Source organism: Pseudomonas sp. R32, assembly GCF_009866705.1.
GTDB lineage: Bacteria > Pseudomonadota > Gammaproteobacteria > Pseudomonadales > Pseudomonadaceae > Aquipseudomonas > Aquipseudomonas donghuensis.
This window is the reverse complement of record NZ_CP019396.1, coordinates 4,638,824-4,664,270: the sequence shown is the minus strand read 5'-3', so window position 1 is coordinate 4,664,270 and position 25,447 is coordinate 4,638,824. Positions and strand designations below refer to the sequence as shown.

At 61.2% G+C, this 25,447-nt stretch carries 24 protein-coding genes; 14 read left to right on the top strand and 10 right to left on the bottom strand.

From position 1 onward, the window contains the following. Positions 1 to 25: 25 nt before the first annotated feature. The 3 genes from alg8 to yaaA form a co-directional block, all read right to left on the bottom strand. The gene (gene alg8 / locus PspR32_RS21500; RefSeq protein ID WP_026001177.1) at positions 26 to 1,516 is read right to left on the bottom strand and encodes a mannuronan synthase; all 1,491 of its coding nucleotides are present in this window, start codon (positions 1,514 to 1,516) and stop codon (positions 26 to 28) included. A gap of 62 nt (positions 1,517 to 1,578) precedes the next feature. Further along, entirely contained in the window at positions 1,579 to 2,895 is a 1,317-nt protein-coding gene (locus PspR32_RS21495; protein ID WP_010220716.1) for a nucleotide sugar dehydrogenase, read from the bottom strand. A gap of 793 nt (positions 2,896 to 3,688) precedes the next feature. Beyond that, positions 3,689 to 4,468 carry a peroxide stress protein YaaA gene (gene yaaA / locus PspR32_RS21490; protein ID WP_036996821.1) on the bottom strand — a complete coding sequence of 260 codons (780 nt, stop codon included), beginning with the start codon at positions 4,466 to 4,468 and terminating at the stop codon, positions 3,689 to 3,691. Between the two features lie 134 nt (positions 4,469 to 4,602). Here yaaA and PspR32_RS21485 point away from each other — a divergent pair, with 134 nt between their 5' ends. Together PspR32_RS21485 and PspR32_RS21480 are read left to right on the top strand one after the other, a co-directional pair. Continuing rightward, the gene (locus tag PspR32_RS21485) at positions 4,603 to 5,730 is read left to right on the top strand and encodes a polysaccharide deacetylase family protein (RefSeq protein WP_159389133.1); all 1,128 of its coding nucleotides are present in this window, start codon (positions 4,603 to 4,605) and stop codon (positions 5,728 to 5,730) included. A 340-nt stretch (positions 5,731 to 6,070) separates the two neighbouring features. Beyond that, positions 6,071 to 7,465, top strand: coding sequence for a PhoH family protein (locus tag PspR32_RS21480; RefSeq protein WP_010220720.1), 1,395 nt, complete (start codon positions 6,071 to 6,073; stop codon positions 7,463 to 7,465). 63 nt (positions 7,466 to 7,528) lie between these two features. Here PspR32_RS21480 and PspR32_RS21475 read toward each other — a convergent pair whose 3' ends face one another. Then, positions 7,529 to 7,777, bottom strand: a complete 249-nt coding sequence (locus tag PspR32_RS21475; RefSeq protein ID WP_010220721.1) for a hypothetical protein — start codon at positions 7,775 to 7,777, stop codon at positions 7,529 to 7,531. A gap of 186 nt (positions 7,778 to 7,963) precedes the next feature. Here PspR32_RS21475 and moaC point away from each other — a divergent pair, with 186 nt between their 5' ends. From moaC to PspR32_RS21455, 4 genes are all read left to right on the top strand, one after another. Further along, on the top strand, positions 7,964 to 8,440 hold the full coding sequence (moaC, locus tag PspR32_RS21470; protein ID WP_010220726.1) for a cyclic pyranopterin monophosphate synthase MoaC: 477 nt from the start codon (positions 7,964 to 7,966) through the stop codon (positions 8,438 to 8,440). Further along, entirely contained in the window at positions 8,437 to 8,682 is a 246-nt protein-coding gene (locus PspR32_RS21465; RefSeq protein ID WP_010220727.1) for a MoaD family protein, read from the top strand. The genes moaC and PspR32_RS21465 overlap by 4 nt, the downstream gene beginning before the upstream one ends. 1 nt (position 8,683) lies before the next feature. Further along, entirely contained in the window at positions 8,684 to 9,130 is a 447-nt protein-coding gene (moaE, locus tag PspR32_RS21460) for a molybdopterin synthase catalytic subunit MoaE (RefSeq protein WP_010220728.1), read from the top strand. 172 nt (positions 9,131 to 9,302) lie between these two features. Then, entirely contained in the window at positions 9,303 to 10,079 is a 777-nt protein-coding gene (locus PspR32_RS21455) for an ABC transporter substrate-binding protein (RefSeq protein ID WP_010220729.1), read from the top strand. 29 nt (positions 10,080 to 10,108) lie between these two features. Here PspR32_RS21455 and PspR32_RS21450 read toward each other — a convergent pair whose 3' ends face one another. From PspR32_RS21450 to PspR32_RS21430, 5 genes are all read right to left on the bottom strand, one after another. Beyond that, positions 10,109 to 10,735 (bottom strand): helix-turn-helix transcriptional regulator, encoded by a 627-nt coding sequence (locus tag PspR32_RS21450; RefSeq protein WP_010220730.1) that lies wholly within the window; start codon positions 10,733 to 10,735, stop codon positions 10,109 to 10,111. Positions 10,736 to 10,809: 74 nt separating this feature from the next. Further along, positions 10,810 to 11,940, bottom strand: a complete 1,131-nt coding sequence (locus PspR32_RS21445) for an NAD(P)/FAD-dependent oxidoreductase (protein ID WP_036996817.1) — start codon at positions 11,938 to 11,940, stop codon at positions 10,810 to 10,812. A 10-nt stretch (positions 11,941 to 11,950) separates the two neighbouring features. After that, complete coding sequence (locus PspR32_RS21440; RefSeq protein ID WP_159389132.1) at positions 11,951 to 12,901, bottom strand: ornithine cyclodeaminase family protein; 951 nt, start codon at positions 12,899 to 12,901, stop codon at positions 11,951 to 11,953. A 153-nt stretch (positions 12,902 to 13,054) separates the two neighbouring features. Continuing rightward, positions 13,055 to 14,482, bottom strand: coding sequence for an ATP-dependent RNA helicase RhlB (gene rhlB / locus PspR32_RS21435; protein WP_232531776.1), 1,428 nt, complete (start codon positions 14,480 to 14,482; stop codon positions 13,055 to 13,057). A gap of 102 nt (positions 14,483 to 14,584) precedes the next feature. After that, positions 14,585 to 15,241 carry an alpha/beta hydrolase gene (locus PspR32_RS21430; RefSeq protein ID WP_010220734.1) on the bottom strand — a complete coding sequence of 219 codons (657 nt, stop codon included), beginning with the start codon at positions 15,239 to 15,241 and terminating at the stop codon, positions 14,585 to 14,587. Between the two features lie 335 nt (positions 15,242 to 15,576). Here PspR32_RS21430 and PspR32_RS21425 point away from each other — a divergent pair, with 335 nt between their 5' ends. From PspR32_RS21425 to PspR32_RS21410, 4 genes are all read left to right on the top strand, one after another. Beyond that, the gene (locus PspR32_RS21425) at positions 15,577 to 16,605 is read left to right on the top strand and encodes an amino acid ABC transporter substrate-binding protein (RefSeq protein ID WP_010220735.1); all 1,029 of its coding nucleotides are present in this window, start codon (positions 15,577 to 15,579) and stop codon (positions 16,603 to 16,605) included. Positions 16,606 to 16,672: 67 nt separating this feature from the next. Beyond that, on the top strand, positions 16,673 to 17,851 hold the full coding sequence (locus PspR32_RS21420) for an amino acid ABC transporter permease (RefSeq protein WP_159389130.1): 1,179 nt from the start codon (positions 16,673 to 16,675) through the stop codon (positions 17,849 to 17,851). A gap of 10 nt (positions 17,852 to 17,861) precedes the next feature. Beyond that, entirely contained in the window at positions 17,862 to 18,959 is a 1,098-nt protein-coding gene (locus PspR32_RS21415; protein WP_010220737.1) for an amino acid ABC transporter permease, read from the top strand. Positions 18,960 to 18,969: 10 nt separating this feature from the next. Further along, positions 18,970 to 19,734 (top strand): amino acid ABC transporter ATP-binding protein, encoded by a 765-nt coding sequence (locus tag PspR32_RS21410; RefSeq protein WP_010220739.1) that lies wholly within the window; start codon positions 18,970 to 18,972, stop codon positions 19,732 to 19,734. An 82-nt stretch (positions 19,735 to 19,816) separates the two neighbouring features. On the opposite strand, the gene algW is transcribed toward PspR32_RS21410, so the two are convergent. Then, positions 19,817 to 20,974 carry a Do family serine endopeptidase AlgW gene (gene algW, locus PspR32_RS21405; protein ID WP_010220741.1) on the bottom strand — a complete coding sequence of 386 codons (1,158 nt, stop codon included), beginning with the start codon at positions 20,972 to 20,974 and terminating at the stop codon, positions 19,817 to 19,819. Positions 20,975 to 21,203: 229 nt separating this feature from the next. Between algW and PspR32_RS21400 the strand changes: the two genes are divergently transcribed. From PspR32_RS21400 to cysN, 4 genes are all read left to right on the top strand, one after another. Then, positions 21,204 to 21,962 carry a Nif3-like dinuclear metal center hexameric protein gene (locus PspR32_RS21400; RefSeq protein WP_010220743.1) on the top strand — a complete coding sequence of 253 codons (759 nt, stop codon included), beginning with the start codon at positions 21,204 to 21,206 and terminating at the stop codon, positions 21,960 to 21,962. Between the two features lie 136 nt (positions 21,963 to 22,098). Further along, positions 22,099 to 23,016, top strand: a complete 918-nt coding sequence (gene cysD / locus PspR32_RS21395) for a sulfate adenylyltransferase subunit CysD (RefSeq protein WP_010220744.1) — start codon at positions 22,099 to 22,101, stop codon at positions 23,014 to 23,016. A 101-nt stretch (positions 23,017 to 23,117) separates the two neighbouring features. Continuing rightward, positions 23,118 to 23,459 carry a four helix bundle protein gene (locus tag PspR32_RS21390; protein ID WP_010220745.1) on the top strand — a complete coding sequence of 114 codons (342 nt, stop codon included), beginning with the start codon at positions 23,118 to 23,120 and terminating at the stop codon, positions 23,457 to 23,459. A 53-nt stretch (positions 23,460 to 23,512) separates the two neighbouring features. Next, the gene (gene cysN / locus PspR32_RS21385; RefSeq protein ID WP_159389129.1) at positions 23,513 to 25,414 is read left to right on the top strand and encodes a sulfate adenylyltransferase subunit CysN; all 1,902 of its coding nucleotides are present in this window, start codon (positions 23,513 to 23,515) and stop codon (positions 25,412 to 25,414) included. Positions 25,415 to 25,447 lie beyond the last annotated feature (33 nt).

The window sequence follows — 25,447 nt, the reverse complement described above, 5'->3', positions numbered from 1 at the left end:
CTGTTTAATCCAATCGGGTTCCGGCTCACACGACCATGAACAGCACAGCAATGAAGATGCTGGCCGCCGAGAAGGTCATGGTCCGGGAGGACCAGGTGTTGAACCATTGTTGAAAGCTGGCGAGGTCGCGCTTGAGGGCAGTGGGCTGGCGGGTCCAGGACTGCTTGTCGAGGCGGAAGAACACGTAGATCTTCATGATCGCGCCGACGATCTGGTTGTAATAAAGAATCAGCGGGTAGGCCGGGCCGATGTTGTGACCCGAGCACAGCAGCATGATCGTCAGGATCAGCCGGGTGATGCCGATCCACAGCAGGTACACCAGCAGGAACGCCGGGCCGAACTTGAGGCTGGCGATCACTGCGACGGTCAGGCCCAGCAGGCTGGTCCACATCGACACGCGCTGGTCGAACAGCACCACGCTGGTGAACAGGCCGAGGCGGCGGATACCCAGGCCCAGGGCCCGGGAGTTCTGCCGCAGGTTGTTGCCGTACCAGCGGTACATCAGTTTGCGGCTGGCCTTGATGAAGCTTTTTTCCGGCGGGTGCTCGACCGTGTTGATCGCCGCATCCGGCACGTAGAAGGTGTCGTAGCCCAAGCGCATGAGGCTGAACCAGCTGGACTTGTCGTCACCGGTGAGAAACTTGAAGCGGCCCAGGCGCCAGTGCTGCAGCGAGTCGTTCTCGACGTCGGCGATGAACTCGGGGTTGGTCACCACGGCGGCGCGGAACACCGACATGCGCCCGGTCATGGTCAGCACGCGCTTGGACAGGGCCATCGAGCACATGTTGATGTGGCGTTGGGCGAAGCGCAGCTTGTGCCATTCGCTCATGATGTAGCCGCCACGCACTTCACAGAATTCGTTGGTGGTCAGGCCGCCGACATTGCCGAACAGCTTGAACCAGGGCACGGTCTTGCGGACCACGCCTTCGCCGAGCACGGTGTCGCCATCGATCACCGCGACCACTGCGTTCTCATCCGGCAGGTGGCGGGAGATGGCACGAAAGCCGTAGGCCAGGCCGTCGCGTTTGCCGGTACCGGCGATGCGCACGAAGTCGAGGGTTACACGTTCCGGCGGGTTGTATTTTTCCCACAGGCTTTTCACCAGCAGCTCGTCGGACATTTCCACCAGTGAACAGACCACCGTCGTCGGGTAACCGCAGTCGATCGCCTCGCGGATCACCGAGCTGTAGACCTGGGCGGTAGTCAGGGCATCGATGCGAAAACTGGTGACCATCAGGTACACGTGGGACGGGTCGGCCGCGCTACCGAGCTTGCGCACTTTGCGCCGCAGGTAGGGGTAGACCACGTAGAGGAACAGCATGCCGCGCACAAAGTGCGTGGCTCCCATGGAATAGCGCCAGATGCCGACGGCGCCGACCAGGAAAATGAAGTCCTTCGAGTCGGGGTCGAAAATGGAGTTGGGCAAGGCCAGGGCGATCAACATGAGCAGGCTCACGTAGAACAGCCAACCGGCGACCTGTAACAGGCCGTGCTTGAGCCTTTGCATGTTCTGCATCCGTATCGAATGGAAAGGGCGTTGATGGCGCGCGGGGCCGGGTAGCCCCGCGCAGCCTGTGGTTACCAGCAAATACCTTCGGTACGGCTGGCCGGGCAGGATGGTTTGTTCATGAAACCGACCAGGTCGATGACCTGTTTGCCTTCCGGAGCCTGTTGGGCCAGGGCACGGAATTTCTCGTCGCGGTTGCCCAGGACGATCACGTCGGCGTGCTTGATCACCTGGTCGAAGTCGGCATTGAGCAGCGACGACACGTGGGGGATCTTCGACTCGATGTAGTCCTTGTTGGCGCCGTTGACCCGCGCATACTCGACGTTGCTGTCGTAGATGTTCAGGTCGTAGCCCTTGCCGATCAGGCGTTCGGCCAGTTCCACCAGCGGGCTTTCACGCAGGTCGTCGGTGCCGGCCTTGAAGCTCAGGCCGAGCAGGGCGATCTTGCGCTTGTCGTGGCTCTCGATGATGTCGAAGGCGTTCTGCACCTGCGATTCGTTGCTGGTCATCAGCGAGTTGAGCAGCGGTGCTTTGACGTCCAGGCTGCCGGCGCGGTAGGTCAGGGCGCGCACGTCCTTGGGCAGGCACGAGCCGCCGAAGGCAAAGCCCGGGCGCATGTAGTACTGCGACAGGTTCAGGGCCTTGTCCTGGCAGACCACGTCCATCACTTCACGGCCATCGACGCCGACAGCCTTGGCGATGTTGCCGATCTCGTTGGCGAAGGTGACCTTGGTGGCGTGCCAGACGTTGCAGGTGTACTTGATCATCTCGGCCACTTCGATGTCCTTGCGGATGATCGGTGCGTCGAGTTCTTCGTACAGCGATTGCAGAAGGTCGCCACTGGTCTTGTCCAGCTCGCCGATGACGGTCATTGGCGGTTGGTCGTAGTCTTTGATCGCGGTGCTTTCGCGCAGGAATTCCGGGTTGACCGCCACGCCGAAGTCGACGCCGGCCTTTTTCCCCGAACAGTCTTCGAGGATCGGGATGACCACGTTCTTCACTGTGCCCGGCAATACGGTGCTGCGCACCACGATGGTGTGGCGGCTGGATTTTTCCCGCAGCACGAAGCCGATTTCGCGGCACACCGACTCGATGTATTCCAGGCCCAGGTCGCCGTTCTTCTTGCTTGGCGTACCGACGCAGATCATCGACAGGTCGCTGTCGCGGATGGCGGCGGCAAAATCGGTGGTGCCACGCAGGCGGCCATTGTCGATACCCTGTTGCAGCAGGGCTTCGAGGCCCGGTTCGACAATCGGCGATTTGCCTTGGTTGATCAGGTCGATCTTGGTGGTGGATACATCGACGCCAATCACTTCATGACCCCGTGCCGACAGGCAGCCAGCACAGACTGCACCCACATAACCCAAACCAAAGATGCTGATACGCATCGCATTCACCTCATGTGTTTATCACGCCGGCTCAATAAGAAGAGCCAGACCGGGTTGATTAACCAGCAGTTATCGGGCACACGGCGGCGTGGCAAAAAGATGTCACTTCGCCGTGTGCAGGCATATAAATATCAAGTGCAAAAGTCTTTGCACTTAAACTTGGCAGCCAAAGGCCAATAATTATGGGCGTGCCCTGTTATGCAGCCGTCTTTATTGCAGATCGGTTACCCGGAACTGCAGTGCTTGTTCTTTCAAGTGAATAAAATCCTTTGAAATCAACCACAAGGACGATTTGTAGGGGCGCGTTTCTCCTGGGTTCAACTGTAGGTCGGGCGACCGACACTCAAGTCAAAGTTGTCTGGATGCACAATGGCTGTGCGCTCCAATCAGTGATGTAAGTCATCTCTCACCTGTCGCTCGAGAATCGTTACGGGTGGTATGAGCGACGGCTGAGGGGATAAGTTCCGGGGCGAGTTCAAAGGTCGTGAAAGATTTTTTAATATTTTATCTGATGGCCATACTTTCACTTTGATAGCACTTGGCAGTTTCATCCCTGTATATAAAGGGCGAACGCGAGGGGGGATGTTTTTGTGCCAGTACCGGAAATTATTTTTCGAAATTCGTCAAAAAATTACGAACGGTCTTATGGCATTTTGCAATAAAACTAGGTGGGTGGTTTTTTGTCGTCAGTATTATGGCGATTGTTCAGGCGTCATCGCTGGCAAGCCAGTGCCCACAAAAACCTGTGGGAGCTGGCTTGCCAGCGATTGGGCTGTGAAGCGGCCCCAGAGGGTTACTCGTCCGGATGATCGCGCAGGAACACCAGGTTATCGGCCTTCGACAGCTCGGCACTGTAGTAGTAGCCCTGCACATCGAACTGCTTGAGCTGTTCGGGATCGTTGATGCGTTCCTGGATCACGAAACGGCTCATCATGCCGCGGGCCTTCTTGGCGTAGAAGCTGATGATCTTGTACTGGCCGTTCTTGAAGTCGCGAAATTCGGTATTGATCACCCGCGCCTTGAGGGCACTGCGCTTGACCGCGCTGAAGTACTCGTTGCTGGCCAGGTTCAGCAGCAGCTCGTCGCCTTGCTCGGCCAGGGCCTGGTTCAGCCATTCGCTGATGCGCGTGCCCCAGAAGGCATACAGGTCCTTGCCACGGGCGTTGGCGAGCTTGGTGCCCATTTCCAGGCGATAGGGCTGCATCAGGTCCAGCGGGCGCAGCAGGCCGTACAGGCCGGAGAGCATGCGCAGGTGATCCTGGGCGTAGCTGAAGTCGTCTTCGCTGAGGGTCTGGGCATCGAGACCGGTGTACACGTCACCCTTGAACGCCAGCAGCGCCTGTTTGGCGTTTTCCGGGGTGAAGGCCGGGGTCCAGCTGCCGAAGCGCGCGGCATTGAGACCTGCGAGCTTGTCGGAGAGGTGCATCAGTTCGCTGATCTGCGCAGGCGACAGTTCACGCAGTTGCACGATCAGTTCCTGGGAGTCGTCCAGGTACTGCGGCTGGGTGTAGCGTTGGGTCACCGGCGGGGTGTCGTAGTCGAGGGTCTTGGCGGGGGAAATCACCGTCAGCATCAGGTCGGCTCCTTTATTCGTGGCGCCGATTCTACGGGGCGGGGGCGGCGATCTCCAGCTATCAAGGTAATAGCCACAGACCATCCCGACACTTGGCGCTATAGTGCGCGGCGAGGAAAACGGAGAGCCCGATCGTGCGCATTGCCCTTCTCTTACTGGCCGGACTGTTCAGCGTTGCTGCTGGTGCAGCGCCTGCCCCGGTCGCCACCTTTGACCGCAGCCACTGGCCTGAGCCGCTCGACAGCCCGGCGTTGTTCGATGTCGCCTCGCGCGCCGAGATCCTCGGCTTCGCCCGGGTGCTGGGTGAAAGCGAGGTGCTTGATCAGGGCACCCTGGCGGCGCGGCTGAACCTGCGGCAGATCAACCTGGTGTCGATCAACAGCCTGCGCCAGCGCCTTTGGCAGCGCTTGTGGCGCAACTACGACCTGGCCCAGAAGAGCTGCGAGCAGGACGCCTCATTCTGCTATGCCATCGACGACCTGGCTGATTTTCGCAAACAGACGGCGAGCTTCGAGGTTGCCGCCGATTCCTTTTATGGCGGTTGGGCCGAGCCCGGCCGCGCTTTTCACGAGCGCTACCTGGACGAGTTGCTGCGCAAGGCCGCGCTGTTCCCGCAGACTGCCAGCGAGATCGAGCGCTTCTCCGACCTTGAGCGCAATGGCGACGAGCTCAACGACCGGCTGTTCATGCTGACCTTCGATGGCGGCCCGTCATTGGCGGGCGGTAGTACCGAAGGCCTGGCCGAGTTCCTGCGCCGGCAACGGCTGTCTGCGACCTTTTTTGTGTTGGGCAACAGTCTGCAGAACCGGCGCGACAAGACCTCGCTGGCCGACCTGAGGGCGCTTTACCAGGACCAGTGCGTGGGCTTGCAAGGCTGGCAGTATCGCTCCCACGGGCAGTGGCAGGGCTGGCAGGACTCGGTACTGCGCAGCCAGGCGCGGGTGCAGGGCGACTTGCCACAGCAGTATGTGCCGTTGTTCCGGCCGCCTTACGGCCAGCGCCGTGCCGACAGCCAGGCATTCTTCGCCGGCCAGCATTTGCAGGTGGTGTTGTGGGATATCGACGCCCAGGATCAGGGCGCGTTGAACAGCGAGCAGTCGGCCCAGCGGGTGCTGACCTTGATGCTGCTGTGGCGCAAGGGGCTGATCCAGTTTCACGACGCCCAGCCCAAGGCGCAGGAAGCACTGGCCTGGTTGCTCAAGCAAACGGCGCAGAGTGGAATTGGCTGGGAAGATTGCCGGAATTTCGGCGAAAAGCTGTGAAGATGTGAGGATCGCTTGGCGCCCGGGAATAAAACGCCGCAGGCATTTCACATGACTGGATTTATGACTGTAGCGGTGCTTTGCCCCTGCGCCAAGGGCTAATTGGCCGATCGAAAAATAAACTTCAAAAAAACGTAAAAACGCTTTTTTCGGTCATGGGTTTTGCGGTATTACGAAGACAGACCGCCGAACCCTGCAGCACAGGTGGCGTCCTACGGCCCATTCTTTGTTCGCAGCTCCCTACCCGTAACGACGCGGGCCCGGGGAGAACCGGCGGCCACTTCGCGGCGCAGCACCGTTCAGGTATTGCGTCGTCTGGCTCCCACAAAGGTGACCGAGTATGGATGATCAAGGACGCACCACTTCCTCCAACCAGCCAATCCTTTATGTGCTCGATACCAATGTACTGATTCACGATCCCAACGCATTGCTCAACTTCGAGGAGCATCACGTCGCCATCCCGATGACGGTGCTGGAGGAGCTCGACAAACTCAAGACCGGCAAACACACGATTGCCGCCGAATGTCGCCAGGCCATCCGCCTGATCGACCAGACCCTGGGCGATGCCACGCCGGCCGATGTCGAGCAGGGCGTGCCGATCCAGCGGGGCAAGAGTGGCCCCAAAGGCTTTTTGTCCATTCTCATGAGCCCGCGCAACGAGCCCAACCGCCTGCTGCCGGAAAACCTCGCAGACAACATCATCATCAACCAGTTGCTGGAGCTGCGTGGTCGACGCAAGGAAATGGACGTGGTGCTGGTCACCAAAGATATCAACATGCGCCTCAAGGCCCGCGCCTGTGGAATCGCGGCCGAGGACTACAGCACCGACCAGTTGGTTGACGACGTTTCCCTGCTGTCCAAGGGCTATCACAGCGTCACCGGCTCGTTCTGGGACCGCGTCAGCAAGGTCGAGACCCGCCAGGACCATGGCCGCACCTGGCACCGGGTGCAGATGATCGATAACCTGCCGGCCGTGCATATCAACGAGTTCATCATCGACGAACAGGGCTTCGTCGGCTGGATCAAGGGCATCAAGGATGGCGAGCTGGTGCTGCTCGACCTGCACCAGGAGCCACTGCTGCACCAGGAGGCCTGGGGCCTCAAGCCCCGGGACATTCATCAGAGCCTGGCGCTGTTCGCCTTGCTTGACCCGGACATTCACCTGGTCAACCTGACCGGCGCCGCCGGTTCCGGCAAGACCATCCTGGCCCTGGCTGCCGCCATCGAGCAGACCATGGTCAGCAAGCGCTACCGGCGCATCATCGCCACCCGTAGCGTGCAGGGGCTGGACCAGGAAATCGGCTTCCTGCCGGGTACCGAAGCAGAAAAAATGGAGCCTTGGCTCGGGGCAATCACCGACAACCTCGAAGCCTTGCACATGGATGACGAAAACACCCATGGCAGCGTCGAGTACATCCTCGAGCGTGTACCGCTGCAGTTCAAATCGCTGAACTACATTCGGGGCCGCAGCTTCCAGCAGAGCCTGATCCTGATCGACGAATGCCAGAACCTCACCCCGCACCAGATGAAAACCATCATCACCCGTGCCGGCACCGGTTCCAAGGTGATCTGCCTGGGCAACCTGGCGCAGATCGACACCCCTTACCTGTCCGCTACCAGCTCCGGCCTTACCTACCTGACCGAGCGCTTCAAGGACTTCCCCAACGGCGTGCACATCACCCTGCAGGGCGTGCCGCGCTCGATTCTGGCCGAATACGCCGAATCGCACCTGTAACCATCACGGAGGTTGTAAAAAAGCCCGCATCAGTCGATGCGGGCTTTTTCATTGCCGGTGACTTCATTTCCAGCCACGGCCAAAACCGCTCCAGCCGGTGAAAATCACGCTGATGATGGTGTCGTCCCCGTCGAGAATCAGCAGGTAAGGGCTTTGCCCGGTGTAACCAATGACCCCCGGCCGAATCTCGGTGACTTCACCCCCGCCTGCCGTTTCGCTGATCTGTTTGGCTAGCTGCTTGCTGAATGTTTTGCCAATGTATGGAGCAAAGACGGGTTGCAACTTTTCGTAGTCTTTCGCGTTAATGACCATAGCGGTGCCTCCTGGCGTCGGGTAATGGTGTCTTCAAGTGTGCAGCGTTGCCAGTTTCTACCTGCCCGAGCGCCAGCGTGTAATAGATGAATAACGCACATTAAAAGACGCTGGCATTGCCCGCGCTTGTCGCTAAGGCCTGACTCGAGGGTTTACAATCGGCTGTCCTGAAGCAGGAGTAACGCTGTGCTGACTCATCTCGATTCCCAAGGTCGCGCCAATATGGTCGACGTCACCGATAAAGCCGTGACTTCGCGTGAGGCCGTGGCCGAAGCGCGGGTGCGCATGCTCCCGCAAACCCTGCAGATGATCGTCGAAGGCGAGCACCCCAAGGGTGACGTGTTTGCCGTGGCGCGCATTGCTGGCATCCAGGCGGCAAAGAAAACCAGCGACCTGATTCCGTTGTGCCACCCGTTGCTGCTGACCAGCGTCAAGGTCGAGCTCAGCGCTGAAGGCAACGACACCGTTTACATCGTCGCCCGTTGCAAGCTGGCCGGGCAGACCGGCGTGGAAATGGAAGCCCTGACCGCTGCCAGCGTCGCGGCCCTGACCATCTACGACATGTGCAAGGCGGTCGACCGCGGCATGATCATCGATGGCGTGCGCGTGCTGGAGAAACTGGGCGGCAAGAGCGGCCATTACCAGGCGGATGAAGTCAAATGAACATTAAGGTGATGTATTTCGCCCGTTACCGGGAGGTTCTGGGTATCGACGTCGAGAAGCTCGACGGTTCGTTCGCTACCCTGGATGACGTACGCAAGGCACTGGTCGCAAAGGGCGGCAAGTATGAGGTGCTGAGCGAACAGAACCTGATGTGCGCGCGTAACGAAGAGCTGTGCAAGCTGGACGAGCCGCTCGAAGACGGTGACGAAGTAGCGTTCTTCCCGCCAGTGACCGGAGGCTGAGATGAGCGTTCGAGTCCAGGCCGAGGCCTTTGATCCGGGTGTCGAAGTCAACGCCATGCACGCGGCCAATGTTGGCGTGGGCGCGGTGGTGGGTTTTGTCGGCTACGTGCGCGACTTCAATGATGGCCAGGACGTGGCGGGGATGTTCCTGGAACACTACCCGGGCATGACCGAAAAGGCCCTGGGCAAGATCGTGGTTGAAGCCGAGCAGCGCTGGCCACTGCTCAAGGTCGAGGTGCTGCACCGTATCGGCGGCCTTGAACCGGGTGAGCCGATCGTCTTCGTCGGTGTCGCCAGTGCTCATCGCCAGGCCGCGTTCGACGCCTGCAATTTCATCATGGACTACCTCAAGACCCGTGCGCCGTTCTGGAAGAAGGAACAGACCGGGGACGGCCCGCGCTGGGTCGAAGGCAAGCAGAGTGATGAGGACGCTGCCGGGCGCTGGTAACCCTGTGGGAGCTGGCTTGCCAGCTCCCACAATGCTTTTGCTTGTTGAGTTTTAATACGAAAAAGTCCAGTATGGAATTATGAGTACAAAATAGTTCCAGGCCGCCCCTTGCCTGCCCGCCTTTCCCTCTGTCTTGCAACACACCTCCAACAACGAGCGAGAGAGACCCGTCATGAACAAGTTCACCCTGATCAGCGGTCTGGCCATGAGCCTGTTGGCCAGCAGCAGTCTGTACGCCGCTGGGGATACCCTGCGCATCGGCATCGAAGCCGCCTACCCACCCTTTGCCTCGAAGAATGACAAAGGCCAGATCGTCGGTTTCGACTACGACATCGGCAACGCCCTGTGCGCGCAGATGCAGGTCAAGTGTGAATGGAAAGAAGTCGAGTTCGACGGCCTGATCCCTTCGCTGAAAGTGAAGAAAATCGACGCCGCGCTGTCGTCGATGACCATCAGCGAAGAGCGCAAGAAGTCCGTGGACTTCACCCACAAGTACTACTTCACCTCATCGCGGCTGGTGATGAAAAAAGGTGCGGTGGTCGATGACCAGTACGAAAGCCTCAAGGGCAAGACCGTCGGCGTGCAGCGCGCGACCACCACTGATCGCTACGCCACCGAAGTGTTCGAACCCAAGGGCATCAAGGTCCAGCGTTACGGCAACAACGAAGAAATCTACATGGACCTGGCATCCGGACGGGTCGATGCGATTTTTGCCGACACCATTCCCCTGGAAGACTTCCTGTCCATGCCCCGCGGCGCGGACTACGCCTTTACCGGCCCAGAGCTCAAAGATCCGAAATATGTCGGTGAAGGCGCGGGGATTGCCGTGCGCAAGGGCAATGGCGAGCTGGTCAGCCAGCTCAACCAGGCCATCGACGCTATCCGCGCCAACGGCGAATACCAGAAGATCCAGGCCAAGTACTTCAAGTCGGACATCTACGGCGACTGATCGCCGACTCACTCAAGGCCTGGAGCCAGTCAGGCCTTGAGTTCCTTCAGGTGTTTGTACACCGTCGCCCGTCCCATCCCCAGCACATTGGCCACATAGTTGGCCGCACTCTTGCCTTTGAACGCGCCTTCGGCGTGCAGGGCCAGCACCAGTTCGCGCTTGTGGTCGCGGCTGAGCAGGTTGAGGCTCAGTTGCCGTTGACGCAGCCAGCTGTTGAGGAAGGTGTTGATGCGTTCTTGCCAGTCATCGCGAAACAGCGCATCGGGCTGCGGGATCAACTTGCTTGGCGAGAGGAACAGGTCCAGCGCCGCCTTGGCGTTCTCGAACAGGGAGATATTCAGGTTGATGCACAACACCGCCAGCGGCTTGCCGGCCGGGTCGCGCAGCACGGTGCTCAGCGAGCGGATCTTCTGCCCGTCCCAATTGAGTTTTTCGTAGGGGCCGATGTTGGTCTCGTCGGTGCCCGCCTCGAGCATGTCCTCCAGGGCCGCCTCATCGCCAATCTCGCGCTTGGACAGGTTGTTGGCGATGTAATCGATCTTCTGGCTGCGCAGATCGTGCAGCACTACTTCGGCGTGGGGGAAGAACAGGGTGGCGATGGCGTCGGCGATGGCCCGGTAGTTTTGCAGGGCGGGATCGGGGCGGGGTGTGGGCATTCGGGCAGGCTCCAGGCGGTGTCAGCGCCCTTGGCGAAAGGGCGCTGGGAGTGTGCCGCAATCGCGGCCGGGCGTCACCCTTGCAGGCGGCGCGGCGACAGCATTGCGGCGTTCAGGCCAAAGCCCTTGAGTGCTTCGGGCAAGTCCTCGCCACGCACCAGGGCGGCGCTAGCCTGGCCCATGGCCGGCGAGGTCTGGATGCCATAGCCGCCTTGCGCGGCAACCCAGAACAGGCCCGGTACCTGTGGATCGAAGCCGGCTACCAGGTCGCCGTCGGCAACGAAGCTGCGCAACCCGGCCCAGGTGCGGGTCGGGCGGCGAATGCTCAGGGTGGTGGCTTCTTCGATCTGGTAGATGCCCATGGCGATGTCCAGTTCTTCGGCCTGCACATCATGGGGCTCGACCGGGTCGGCATTGGCCGGAGAGCCGAGCAGCATGCCGGCGTCGGGTTTCATGTAGAACGATTCATCGAGGCTGACCAGCATTGGCCAGGCTTGGCTGTCGATACCTTCGGGGCCGGCGAAGATGAACGCGGCGCGGCGCTTGGGCTGCAAGCCCAGCGGCTGGGCGCCGGCCAGTTCAGCGATCTTGTCGGCCCAGGCACCGGCGGCGTTGATCAGCACGGGGGCGCTGAAGCTGCCACGGCTGGTCTGCACCTGCCAGAGACCGTCGGCGTCGCGGCGCAGTTGCTGAACCTCGCAGTCGCTGTGCACCTCGCCCTGCTGGCGGCGAATGCCGCGCAGATAGCCCTGATGCAGGGCGTCGGTGTCGATGTCGCTGGCGCTCGGGTCATACAGGGCGCCATGCACCTTGTCGCGGCGCAGCACCGGCAGGCGCGCGCAGGCCTGCTCGGCGCTGAGCAGCTCGACTTCCGGCACGCAGGCCTTGGCGCTCTGGTACTGGCGCTGCAACTCTTCAGGGTCGCCGTTGAGGTCGACGGTCATTTCCCCGCGCGGGCTGAGCAGCGGGTGCTCGGCGAAGCCTGCTGGCGGGTGGTCGAAAAACGCGCGGCTGGCCAGGGTCAGCGCGCGCACTTGTGGCGTGCCATAGGCGGCGGTGTACAGCGCCGCCGAGCGGCCGGTGGAGTGGTAGCCCGGCTGCGACTCGCGCTCAAGCAGCAGCACCCGGCCGTGGCCGGCCAGCCAGTAGCCGGTGGAGGCGCCGGCAATACCGGCGCCGATGATGATGAAATCAGCCTGTTGCATGGAGGTTTCCTCAGTCGGCGCGTGGCAGGCGGTACAGGGCGTTGGCCAGGGCGATGTCTTCAAGGCCCAGGCCGATGGAGCGGAAGAAGGCGTGGCGCTGGTAGGTCGGTTTTTGCGCTGCGCCACTGATCAATTGCGCCAGATCGCCGACGATCGCTTCGGCTTGCCAGCCATGTTGCTCGGAGGCGATGCGCATCTCACCGGCGCTGCCCGGGGTGGTCACCCGGTAATCGCAGTAGACGTCCATCTCGTTCAAGCTCGCTGGCGGCACTTCATGGGCGCGGACGGCATTGGTACTGATCGAGGTGATCAACGCGGGCTTGCTCAACTGGCGTGGGTCGAGCACCGGGCTGGCCGAGGAGGTGCACAGCAGGATCACGTCGGCATCCGCCACGGCCTGCTCCAGGCTCGCGCAGAGCACCAGACGTGGATCAAGATCGGTCAGGGCCTGGCGCTGCCCGGCCGACTGTTCGCTAAGGCTTGGCGAGTACAGGCGGATATCCTGCCACTCGCGCAGGCCGCGGGCGTAATGCAGGTGCGCGCGGGCAATCGGGCCGCTGCCGACCAGGGTCAGGCGCCGGGCGTCAGTGGCCGCCAGGGCGTCGACGGCCACGGCGGTGGTGGCGGCGGTGCGCGCGGTGGTCAGCTCGCCGGCATCGCACAGGAGCAGGGGTTGGCCGCTGTCCATGGACATCAGCAGGGTCCAGGCGGTGACCAGCGGGCCTTGCTCACGGACGATGTAGGGCGAGGTCTTGACCCCGTAGACGCGCTCCTGGGCCAGTACGCCGCCATAGTTGATGAAGTCGCCTTTGCCTGCCGGAAACTCCACCAGTTGCTGGGGCGGTTGCACCGCTTGCCCGGCCGCCAGGTCACGGAACAGGTTGCGCAGGATCTGCGGGACATCCACCTGGGCGAGCAGTTGGCGAGCGTGCTGTTGATCGATGACGAGAGGCGCAGACATGCGAAGCTCCAAATGAACTATTTTGTCTATTATGGACTTTTTGTTTATTTGGGCAATATCGGAAGGATTAAATGGACGAAAAGCATCGCGGGGCAAGCCCGCTCCTACAGGTTGGTGTAGGAGCGGGCTTGCCCCGCGATAGGTTCAGCGTTATCAGTGATGCTTGCGCGGTACCGGCTTGAGCAGCTCGGTTGGCGGCATCTCGCAGCTGATCTTGCGTCCCAGCAGCGCTTCGATGGCCGGCAGCTGGTAGGAGTCGTCTTCACCAGCGAAGCTGATTGACACGCCGCTGGTGCCGGCACGGCCGGTACGGCCGATACGGTGCACGTAGTCGTCCGGGTCTTCCGGCAGGGTGAAGTTGATCACATGGCTGATGCCGTCGATATGGATACCGCGGCCAGCCACATCGGTGGCCACCAGCACGGTGATGCGCCCTTCGCGGAAGCTCTCCAGGGTCTTGATCCGCTTGTGCTGCGGCACGTCGCCCGACAGTTGGGCGGCGTTGACGCCGTCGCGCACTAGGCGCTCCTCGATGCGCCGCACTTCGTCCTTGCGGTTGGCAAAGACCATCACCCGTTCCCACTTGTTCTCGGTCACCAGGTTGTACAGCAGCTTGTACTTGTCACTGCCGGCCACGGCATAGACGTGCTGCTCGACGGTTTCGCTGGCGACATTCTCCGGTTCGATCTCGACGATTGCCGGGTCCGTGGTCCACTGCTTGGCCAGGTTCATCACGTCTTCGGTGAAGGTAGCCGAGAACAGCAGGGTCTGGCGCTCGCTCTTGGGTGGGGTCTGGCGGATGATCTGCCGAACCTGGGGGATGAAGCCCATGTCGAGCATGCGGTCGGCTTCGTCCAGGACCAGCACTTCGACCATGTCCAGGTGCGCTTCGCCGCGCTGGTTGAAGTCCAGCAGACGGCCCGGGGTGGCCACCAGGATGTCGCAGTGGCGGGCTTCGAGGGCCTTGAGTTGCTTGTCGAAGTCCATGCCACCGACGAAGGTCATGACGTTCAGGCCGGTGTATTTGGTCAGTGCCGCGGCGTCTTTGGCGATCTGTACGACCAGTTCGCGGGTCGGGGCAATGATCAGCGCCCGAGGCTCGCCCATGTAGCGCTCTTTTGGCGGCGGGGTCTGCTGCAGCTGGGTAATGATCGAAATCAGGAAGGCTGCGGTCTTGCCGGTGCCGGTCTGGGCCCGGCCGATGGCGTCTTTGCCACGCAGGGTGTAACCCAGGACCTGGGCCTGGATCGGCGTGCAATACGGGAAGCCGAGGTCGTGGATCGCATGCATCAGCTCGGGCGAGAGCTTGAAGTCATGGAAGCGGGTCTTGCCTTCCTGCGGCTCGACGGCGAAGTCTTCCAGCTTCCAGGTGGAGGCTGCGGGTTTTGGCTTGCGCTCACGGCGCGGCTTGGCCTCAGCCGGTTTTTCGGCGCGAACCGGGGCAGGGGCCTCGGTCTTGAGCGGTGCCGACGGGGCAGGGGCCTGGGGTGCTGCGGGCGGCTGCTTCACGGGGGCAGCGGTTTCGGTGGCGAGTTGCTCAACCTCGCTCTTGCCGAACATCTTCTTGAGTGCTTTGAGCACGGTCATCTCATCAATTGGTTAAGGAATGTACGCCGGGCAGTGTAATGCAAGATTCGGGCGCGGCGTAGTGGATTGCACTGACAACTACAGGGAAGTCTGCTTTTAGCGCAGGCGTTCGCTCAGCCATTGGCCGATATCGTGGATTTCCTTGGGCAGCACCTCGTGCTCCATCGGGTATTCCTTCCACTCGGCGTCGACACCCCAATGCTGGAGGTGCTCAAAGGCGGTACGGCCCATCGCCGGCAGCACCACAGGATCATAAACACCGTGCAGGCACAGGGCCGGGGTCCGTTGCTGGCAGGCGCTCAGTTCGCGTTCCTGGGCGAAGGTCGGGGCATAGGTCGACAGGGCGATAACGCCACCCAATGCTTCCTGCCACTTTATATAGGCAGTGTGCAGCACCACCGCGCCGCCCTGGGAGAAACCGGCGAGGATGATGCGCGCCAGATCCACCCCCTTAGCCTGTTCGGCCTTGATCAGTTCGATCACCTGGTCGGCTGACGCCTGCAGTTGCTCTTCATCGATGGCCCGTGCCGGGGTCATGGCCTTGATGTCGTACCAACTGGGCATTTCATAGCCACCGTTGATGGTTACCGGGCGGGTGGGCGCCTGGGGCATGACGAAGCGGGTGGTCAGCAGCACTTCCTGCAAGGCCTCGGCGACCGGCATGAAGTCGTAACGATCGGCCCCCAGGCCGTGCAACCAGATCACACAGGCATCAGCGTTTTTTTGTGGTTCGAGAATCAGCGGGTGGGTCATGACTGCTCCGAAAGTGTGCGCGCGCTCTTGTTTGCGTGCATGAAATGAAGGCGCGTCGGGTAAATCCGGGAAAAACCTGTCGCAACGCTGCAAGTTTCCCTCTTGACGTGAACTGAAACGCTTTAGCCCCTCAGTGTGGTACGCGCTTTGCTATGAAACTCCTGATGCGAGGTTACACGTTTTGGACGGTAACACCCGTTAGCGGTCCCCAAGGCTGTCACAGAACAGCGCATTGCGCCAATTGACCCAAAAACAAGCCAACACGGGTCGGATGCGCCTCATAAGGGTGCGGTGCAATCCCGGCTCACACAACAAGAGCAAAACTGGAGGTTTGAATGAAGATGTTGAAATCCACACTGGCAGTGGTTACCGCTGCTACCGCGTTGAGTATCAGCGGTTTCGCACAGGCAGGTGCGACCCTGGACGCAGTACAGAAGAAGGGATTCGTTCAATGTGGTGTCAGTGACGGTTTGCCGGGCTTCTCGGTGCCGGATGCCAAGGGCAACATCGTCGGGATCGACGCCGACGTCTGCCGCGCGGTGGCCGCTGCGGTGTTCGGTGACGCCAAGAAGGTCAAGTTCAGCCAGCTCAACGCCAAGGAACGCTTCACCGCGCTGCAGTCCGGCGAAGTCGATGTGCTGTCGCGTAACACTACCTGGACCAGCTCCCGTGACGCCGGCATGGGCCTGGTGTTCGCCGGTGTTACCTACTACGACGGCATTGGTTTCCTGGTCAACAAGAAGCTGGGTGTTTCCAGCGCCAAGGAACTGGACGGTGCAACCATCTGCATCCAGGCCGGCACCACCACCGAACTCAACGTCTCCGACTACTTCCGCGCCAATGGCCTGAAGTACACCCCGATCACCTTCGACACCTCCGACGAGAGCGCCAAGTCGCTGGAATCCGGCCGCTGCGACGTGCTGACCTCCGACAAGTCGCAGCTCTACGCACAGCGCTCCAAGCTGGCCGCCCCGGCCGATTACGTGGTACTGCCGGAGACCATCTCCAAGGAGCCGCTGGGCCCGGTAGTGCGCAAAGGCGATGAAGAGTGGTTCAGCATCGTCAAGTGGACCCTGTTCGCCATGCTCAATGCCGAAGAGATGGGGATCACCTCGAAGAACGTCGAGGCCGAAGCCAAGGCCACCAAGAACCCTGACGTGGCCCGTATGCTCGGCGCCGATGGCGAGTACGGCAAAGACCTGAAACTGCCGAAGGACTGGGTAGTGCAGATCGTCAAGCAGGTCGGCAACTACGGCGAAGTCTTCGAGAAAAACCTGGGCAAGGAAACCCCACTGCAAATCGACCGCGGTCTGAACGCCCTGTGGAACAACGGCGGCATCCAGTACGCGCCACCGGTGCGCTGACGGTTGCGGCCTGCGGCGGCATTCGGCCGCCGCAGGCTGTTCGGTTCCCTTCCTTTCGGGGCATTACATGCAAAATAATATCGGCGCACCCAAGGGACTATCCCTGAGCGATCCACGTGTGCGTGCGTGGCTGTTCCAGATCCTCACCGTGGTCGCGGTGGTTGGTCTGGGCTGGTACCTGTTTCACAATACCCAGACCAACCTGCAACACCGCGGGATCACCTCGGGCTTCGACTTTCTCGAACGCAGTGCCGGTTTCGGCATCGCCCAGCACCTGATCTCCTATACCGAACAGGACAGCTATGCGCGGGTTTTCGTCATCGGCCTGCTCAACACCCTGCTGGTAACCTTCATCGGCATCATTCTCGCGACCCTCTTGGGCTTCATCATCGGTGTGGCGCGACTGTCACCGAACTGGATGATCAGCAAGCTGGCCACGGTGTATGTCGAGACTTTCCGTAACATCCCACCGCTGTTGCAGATCCTGTTCTGGTACTTCGCGGTGTTTCTGACCCTGCCGGGACCGCGGGGTAGCATCAATCTCAACGACACCTTCTTTATCAGCAACCGCGGCCTGAACATGCCCGGTGCGTCCATGGCCGAGGGATTCTGGCCGTTCGTCGTCAGCCTGGCGCTGGCCATCGTCGCCATTGTGCTGATGGTGCGTCTGGCCAACCGGCGCTTTGAGGCCACCGGCGAGCCGTTCCACAAATTCTGGGTCGGCCTGTTCCTGTTCTTCGGCATTCCGGCACTGGGCGTGCTGCTGTTCGGCTCACCGCTGCACTGGGAAATGCCGCAGCTCAAGGGCTTCAACTTCGTCGGCGGCTGGGTGCTGATCCCGGAACTGCTGGCCCTGACCCTGGCGCTGACCATCTACACCGCAGCCTTTATCGCCGAGATCGTGCGTTCGGGCATCCGCTCGGTGAGCTACGGCCAGACCGAAGCGGCCCGTTCCCTGGGCCTGCGCGAAGGGCCGACGCTGCGCAAGGTGATCATTCCCCAGGCGCTGCGGGTGATCATCCCACCGCTGACCAGCCAGTACCTGAACCTGGCGAAGAACTCGTCGCTGGCGGCCGGTATCGGCTACCCGGAAATGGTCTCGCTGTTCGCCGGTACCGTGCTCAACCAGACCGGCCAGGCCATCGAGGTGATCGCCATCACCATGAGCGTCTATCTGGCCATCAGCATCAGCATTTCCCTGCTGATGAACTGGTACAACAAGCGCATTGCGCTGATCGAGCGGTGAGGACAAGCGCATGAGTACCCATGTTTTCAAACCCGATATGCCGCCACCGGTCAAAGCCGTCGGCGTAGTCGCCTGGATGCGCAGCAACCTGTTCTCCAGCTGGCTCAACACCCTGCTGACGCTGTTTGCCGTGTACCTGGTATGGCTGATCGTGCCGCCGCTGCTGCAATGGTCGATCGTCGACGCCAACTGGGTCGGCACCACCCGCGCCGACTGCACCAAGGAGGGTGCCTGCTGGGTGTTCATCCAGCAGCGCTTCGGCCAGTTCATGTACGGCTACTACCCCAGTGAACTGCGCTGGCGTGTCGATCTGACTGTTTGGCTGGCGGTAATCGGCGCAGCGCCGCTGTTCATCTCGCGCTTCCCGCGCAAGGCGATCTACGGCCTGGGCTTCCTGGTGCTGTACCCGATCATCGCCTACACCCTGCTGCATGGCGGCTACCTGGGCCTGGCCACGGTACCGACCAGCCAGTGGGGCGGGCTGATGCTGACCCTGGTGATCGCCACCGTGGGCATCGTCGGCGCCTTGCCGCTGGGGATCTTGCTGGCGCTGGGGCGGCGTTCGAACATGCCGGCGGTGAAGGTGGTCTGCGTGACCTTCATCGAGTTCTGGCGCGGCGTGCCGCTGATCACCGTGCTGTTCATGTCTTCGGTGATGCTGCCGTTGTTCCTGCCCGAAGGCATGAGTTTCGACAAGCTGCTACGGGCCATGATCGGCGTGATCCTGTTCCAGTCGGCGTACATCGCCGAGGTGGTGCGCGGTGGCCTGCAGGCCATTCCCAAGGGCCAGTATGAAGCCGCCGCGGCCATGGGCCTGGGTTACTGGCGTTCGATGGGCCTGGTGATTCTGCCGCAAGCCCTGAAGCTGGTGATCCCCGGCATCGTCAACACCTTCATTGCCCTGTTCAAGGACACAAGCCTTGTGATCATCATCGGCCTCTTCGACCTGCTCAACAGCGTCAAGCAGGCCGCTGCCGACCCGACCTGGCTGGGCATGGCGACCGAGGGCTACGTATTCGCCGCCCTGGTTTTCTGGATTTTCTGTTTCGGTATGTCCCGCTACTCCATGCATCTGGAGCGCAAGCTGGACACAGGCCACAAGCGTTAGGAGTGTTCCCATGAGTGAAGCGATCAAACAGCCTGTGAGCCCTGAAGGCATTATTCAGATGCAGGGCGTGAACAAGTGGTACGGCCAGTTCCACGTGCTCAAGGACATCAACCTGAATGTGCGCCAGGGCGAGCGTATCGTGCTGTGCGGGCCGTCGGGTTCGGGCAAGTCGACCACCATCCGTTGCCTCAACCGCCTGGAAGAGCACCAGCAGGGGCGCATCGTCGTCGATGGCGTGGAGCTGACCAACGACCTCAAGCAGATCGAAGCGATCCGTCGCGAAGTCGGCATGGTGTTCCAGCATTTCAACCTGTTCCCGCACCTGACCATCTTGCAGAACTGCACCCTGGCACCGATGTGGGTACGCAAGATGCCCAAGCGCAAGGCCGAGGAAATCGCCATGCATTACCTTGAGCGGGTGCGCATTCCGGAGCAGGCCAACAAGTTCCCGGGGCAGCTGTCCGGTGGTCAGCAGCAACGGGTAGCGATTGCCCGGGCGCTGTGCATGAAGCCGAAGATCATGTTGTTCGACGAACCGACCTCGGCGCTGGACCCGGAGATGGTCAAGGAAGTGCTCGATACCATGGTTGGCCTGGCGGAAGACGGCATGACCATGCTCTGCGTGACCCACGAGATGGGCTTTGCCCGTACCGTGGCGAACCGGGTGATCTTCATGGACAAGGGCGAGATTGTGGAGCAGGCAGCGCCGGACGACTTCTTCGACCGGCCGCAGAATGAGCGGACCAAGCTGTTCTTGAGCCAGATTCTGCACTGACCCCATCGCGGGGCAAGCCCGCTCCCACAGGTAAACCACAAAACCTGTGGGAGCGGGCTTGCCCCGCGATGCTGTTAACCCATCAGTTTTCTTCTTTGGCCGCCGGTGCCGGCGGTGGACGCAAGCCGATTTCGGCGGTCAGCTTGAGCTCCTTGCCATTGCGCATGACCTGGATCGCCACTTTGTCGTTGGGTTTGATCCGCGCCACCTGGTTCATCGAGCGGCGGCCATCGCCGGCCGGCTCGCCATTGATGCTCAGGATCACGTCACCCAGCTCCAGGCCGGCCTTTTGCGCCGGACCATCACGGAAAATCCCCGCGACAACGATACCCGGGCGCCCCTGCATGCCGAACGACTCGGCCAGCTCCTGGCTCAGCGGTTGCACCTCGATGCCCAGCCAGCCACGAATTACCTGACCGTGCTCGATGATCGACTTCATCACCTCCAGCGCCAGCTTGGTCGGAATGGCAAAGCCGATGCCTTGCGAACCGCCGGACTTGGAGAAGATTGCCGTGTTGATGCCGGTAAGGTTGCCGTTGGCATCGACCAGCGCGCCACCGGAGTTGCCCGGGTTGATTGCGGCGTCGGTCTGGATGAAGTCTTCGTAGTTGTTCAGGCCCAACTGGTTACGCCCGGTGGCGCTGATGATGCCCATGGTCACGGTCTGGCCGACGCCGAAGGGGTTGCCGATGGCCAGGGCGACGTCGCCGATGTGGATGTTGTCGGAGCGGCCGATGGTGATCGACGGCAGGTTCTTCAGGTCGATCTTCAGTACCGCGAGGTCGGTTTCCGGGTCGCTGCCGATCACCCGCGCCAGGGTTTCACGGCCGTCCTTGAGCGCCACCACGATCTGGTCGGCACCGGAGGTCACGTGGTTGTTGGTCAGCAGGTAGCCTTCCGGGCTCATGATCACCGCCGAACCCAGGCTCGACTCCCAGCGGCGCTGCTTGGGCAGGTTGTCACCGAAGAAGCGGCGGAACTGCGGGTCTTCGAACAGCGGGTGGGCGGTCTTGTTGACCACCTTGGTGGTGTACAGGTTGGCCACTGCCGGGGCGGCGATGCTCACGGCGTCGGCGTAGGACACCGGCCCCTGCATGATCCGCGTGGTTTGCGGTGCCTGTTGCAGGTTGACGTCCTGGCTGGGCAGGCCGACCCATTGCGGAAAGCGCTGAATGACCAACAGGGCGATCAGCACGCCGACCAGCAGCGGCCAGCCAAAGTAACGCAAAGCCTTGAACATTGAACAAATCCTGGGAGTTGGCAGAGGGCCGATGACAGCTGGGAGCGTGAACGCGCGCGATCATACTGCGCTCGGGCGCGTGCAGGAACTGTTTAATCGTCACGAAAACCAACAACGCCAGCCCCCAGGCAACTGCCGTCGGTTTCCCCAAACCCGGCGACGGCCCATAATGACGCTCATTATACGAGGCCTTGGGCCGCGCTGAACTGCGAAATTGAGGAGTCTTTTCATGGCTGTTGCCCTGAGCACCCTGGTCGAGGAAGCCGAACGCTACCTCGGCAGCGCCAAAATCCAGGACTACTGCCCCAACGGCCTGCAGGTCGAAGGCCGCCCGCAGGTGACTCGCATCGTCAGCGGCGTTACCGCAAGCCAGGCCTTGCTCGATGCTGCGGTCGAAGCCGAAGCCGACCTGGTGCTGGTGCACCACGGCTACTTCTGGAAGGGCGAGAACCCGTGCATCACCGGCATGAAGCAGCGTCGGCTGAAAACCCTGCTCAAGAACGACCTGAGCCTGTTGTCCTACCACCTGCCGCTGGACCTGCACCCGGAAGTCGGCAACAACGTGCAGCTGGCGCGTCAGCTCGACATCACCGTCGAAGGCCCGCTGGACCCCGAGAACCCGCGGATCGTCGGCCTGGTCGGTTCGCTGGCCGAGCCGATGTCGGCACGCGATTTTGCCCGCAAGGTACAGGAGGTGATGGGGCGCGAGCCGCTGTTGATCGAAGGCGAGCAGATCATTCGCCGGGTCGGCTGGTGCACCGGTGGCGGTCAGGGCTACATCGACCAGGCGATTGCCGCCGGCGTCGACCTGTATTTGAGTGGCGAAGCCTCCGAGCAGACCTTCCACAGCGCCCGCGAGAACGGCATCAGTTTCATCGCCGCCGGCCACCATGCCACCGAGCGTTACGGTGTGCAGGCGTTGGGTGATTACCTGGCCCGGCGCTTTGCCCTGGAGCACCTGTTCATCGACTGTCCGAACCCGATCTGAGGCTAAAACGGCAGGGCATATTCTTATACTGTTTCGTTCTAGTTGGCCGCCTAAATAGAATCGGGCGCTGTGATAAAGTGGCTCGCTCGAACACGGCCCGCTGGCCGTCCATAAGATCGTATTTCCGTGAGTAACCATGGTCGACAAACTGACGCATTTGAAACAGTTGGAGGCGGAAAGCATCCACATCATTCGTGAGGTGGCCGCCGAGTTCGATAACCCGGTGATGCTGTACTCGATTGGCAAGGACTCGGCCGTGATGCTGCACCTGGCGCGCAAGGCCTTCTTCCCGGGCAAGCTGCCGTTTCCGGTGATGCATGTCGACACCCAGTGGAAATTCCAGGAGATGTACAGCTTCCGCGACAAGATGGTCGAGGAAATGGGCCTGGAGCTGATCACTCACGTCAACCCGGACGGCATCGCCCAGGGCATCAACCCGTTCACCCACGGCAGTGCCAAGCACACCGACATCATGAAGACCGAGGGCCTGAAACAGGCGCTCGATAAGTACGGCTTCGATGCCGCCTTCGGTGGTGCGCGCCGCGACGAAGAGAAGTCGCGGGCCAAGGAGCGCGTCTACTCGTTCCGCGACAGCAAGCACCGCTGGGACCCGAAGAACCAGCGTCCCGAGCTGTGGAACGTGTACAACGGCAAGGTCAACAAGGGCGAATCGATTCGCGTGTTCCCGCTGTCGAACTGGACCGAGCTGGACATCTGGCAGTACATCTACCTCGAAGGTATCCCGATCGTGCCGCTGTACTTCGCGGCCGAACGCGAAGTGATCGAGAAGAACGGCACTCTGATCATGATCGACGACCCGCGCATCCTCGAGCACCTCTCGGAGGAAGAAAAGGCCCGTATCGTCAAGAAGAAGGTGCGTTTCCGTACCCTTGGCTGCTACCCGTTGACGGGCGCGGTGGAGTCGGAGGCCGAAACCCTCACCGACATCATTCAGGAAATGCTCCTGACGCGCACTTCCGAGCGCCAGGGCCGCGTCATCGACCACGATGGCGCCGGCTCCATGGAAGACAAAAAACGGCAAGGTTACTTCTAAGCTTCAAGTTACAAGCGGCAAGCTGCAAGTTAGAAGCAAGATGCGTAGCTTCTGGATTTTGTCGGCTGCCGCCCCATTGTGGGCGCGTGAGAGTGCTCACAATGGACTTTGAGAAGCTTGCTGTTTGGCAGAGAAGCAAAGATTTGACGGTAGCGATTTACAGGCAGCAGAGGGTGTGCCGGGATCTTGGATTCAAGGATCAGATCACGCGGGCGGCACTTTCTATCCCGTCGAATATCGCTGAAGGCATGGAACGGAGAACGGCAAAAGAAAAGGTTCGTTATCTGTGTATTGCCAAGGCTTCCTGCGGTGAGTTGCGTACGCAGATCATCATCGGGGGAGAGGTAGGCTATCTGCCAAAGCCTTTGTCGAATGAGTGGATTACAGAGACTCGTGAGCTTTCAAGAATGCTGAGCGGGTTGATCAACAAAATTTCTGACTAGTTGTATGCCGACAAGCTTGCCGCTTGAAGCTTACAGCTTGGAGCTTGAATGTAATGAGCCACCAATCTGATCTGATCAGCGAGGACATCCTCGCTTACCTGGCCCAGCACGAACGTAAAGAGCTGCTGCGCTTCCTTACCTGCGGTAACGTCGATGACGGCAAGAGCACCCTGATCGGGCGCCTGCTGCACGACTCGAAGATGATCTACGAAGATCATCTGGAAGCCATCACCCGCGATTCGAAGAAAGTCGGCACCACCGGTGACGACATCGACCTGGCGTTGCTGGTCGACGGCCTGCAGGCCGAGCGCGAGCAGGGCATCACCATCGATGTGGCCTACCGCTACTTCTCTACCGCCAAGCGCAAGTTCATCATCGCCGACACCCCGGGCCATGAGCAGTACACCCGCAACATGGCCACCGGTGCGTCCACCTGCGACCTGGCGATCATCCTTGTCGATGCCCGCTACGGCGTGCAGACCCAGACCCGTCGGCACAGCTACATTGCCTCGTTGCTGGGCATCAAGCACATTGTCGTTGCGGTCAACAAGATGGACCTCAAGGGCTTCGACGAGGGCGTGTTCGACAGCATCAAGGCCGACTACCTGAAGTTTGCCGAGGCTATCAACATGACCCCGAGCAGCCTGCACTTCGTGCCGATGTCGGCGCTCAAGGGCGACAACGTGGTCAACCGCAGCGAGCGTTCGCCGTGGTACTCGGGCCCGGCATTGATGGAAATCCTCGAAACCGTGGAAGTCGCGGCCGACCGCAACTTCACCGACCTGCGCTTCCCGGTGCAGTACGTCAACCGCCCGAACCTGAACTTCCGTGGCTTTGCCGGTACCCTGGCCAGCGGCGTGGTGCACAAGGGCGATGAAATCGTCGTGCTGCCGTCGGGCAAGAGCAGCCGGGTCAAGTCCATCGTCACCTTCGAGGGTGAGCTGGAAAACGCCGGCCCAGGGCAAGCCGTGACCCTGACCATGGAAGACGAAATCGACATCTCCCGTGGCGATTTGCTGGTACATGCCGACAACGTGCCGCCGGTGACCGACCAGTTCGACGCCATGCTGGTGTGGATGGCTGAAGAGCCGATGCTGCCGGGCAAGAAATACGACATCAAGCGCGCCACCAGCTATGTGCCGGGCTCGATTGCCAGCATCGCCCACAAGGTCGATGTGAACACCCTGGAGCAGGGCGCTGCCAGTGCCCTGCAGCTCAACGAGATCGGCAAGGTCAAGGTCAGCCTCGACGCCCCGATCGCGCTGGACGGCTATGACAGCAACCGCACCACCGGTGCCTTTATTGTCATCGACCGCCTGACCAACGGCACCGTCGGCGCCGGCATGATCATCGCGCCACCGGTTGTGCCTCATGGCACCGTCGGCCAGCACGGCAAATTGGCCCACGTGGACACTGCAGAGCGTGCCCTGCGCTTCGGCCAGCAGCCGGCCACCGTGCTGTTCAGCGGCCTCTCGGGCGCGGGCAAGAGCACCCTGGCCTACGCCGTGGAGCGCAAGCTGTTCGACATGGGCCGTGCGGTGTACGTGCTCGATGGCCAGAACCTGCGTCACGACCTGAACAAGGGCCTGCCGCAGGACCGTGCCGGGCGTACCGAGAACTGGCGCCGTGCCGCGCATGTTGCGCGTCAGTTCAACGAAGCCGGCCTGCTGACCCTGGCCGCCTTCGTCGCCCCGGATGCCGAAGGCCGCGAACAGGCCAAGGCGCTGATCGGCAAGGAGCGTTTGCTCACCGTCTACGTCCAGGCATCGCCTTTGGCTTGCCGTGAGCGTGACCCGCAGGGCCTGTATGCCGCCGGTGGCGACAACATTCCGGGCGAAAGTTTCCCGTATGACGTACCGCTGGATGCGGACCTGGTTATCGACACCCAGAACCTCAGCCTGGAAGACGGCGTCAAACAGGTGCTGGACCTGCTGCGCAAACGTGGCGCGATCTAAGCGTTAGCGCTGAACAGGAAACCCCACTCAGGT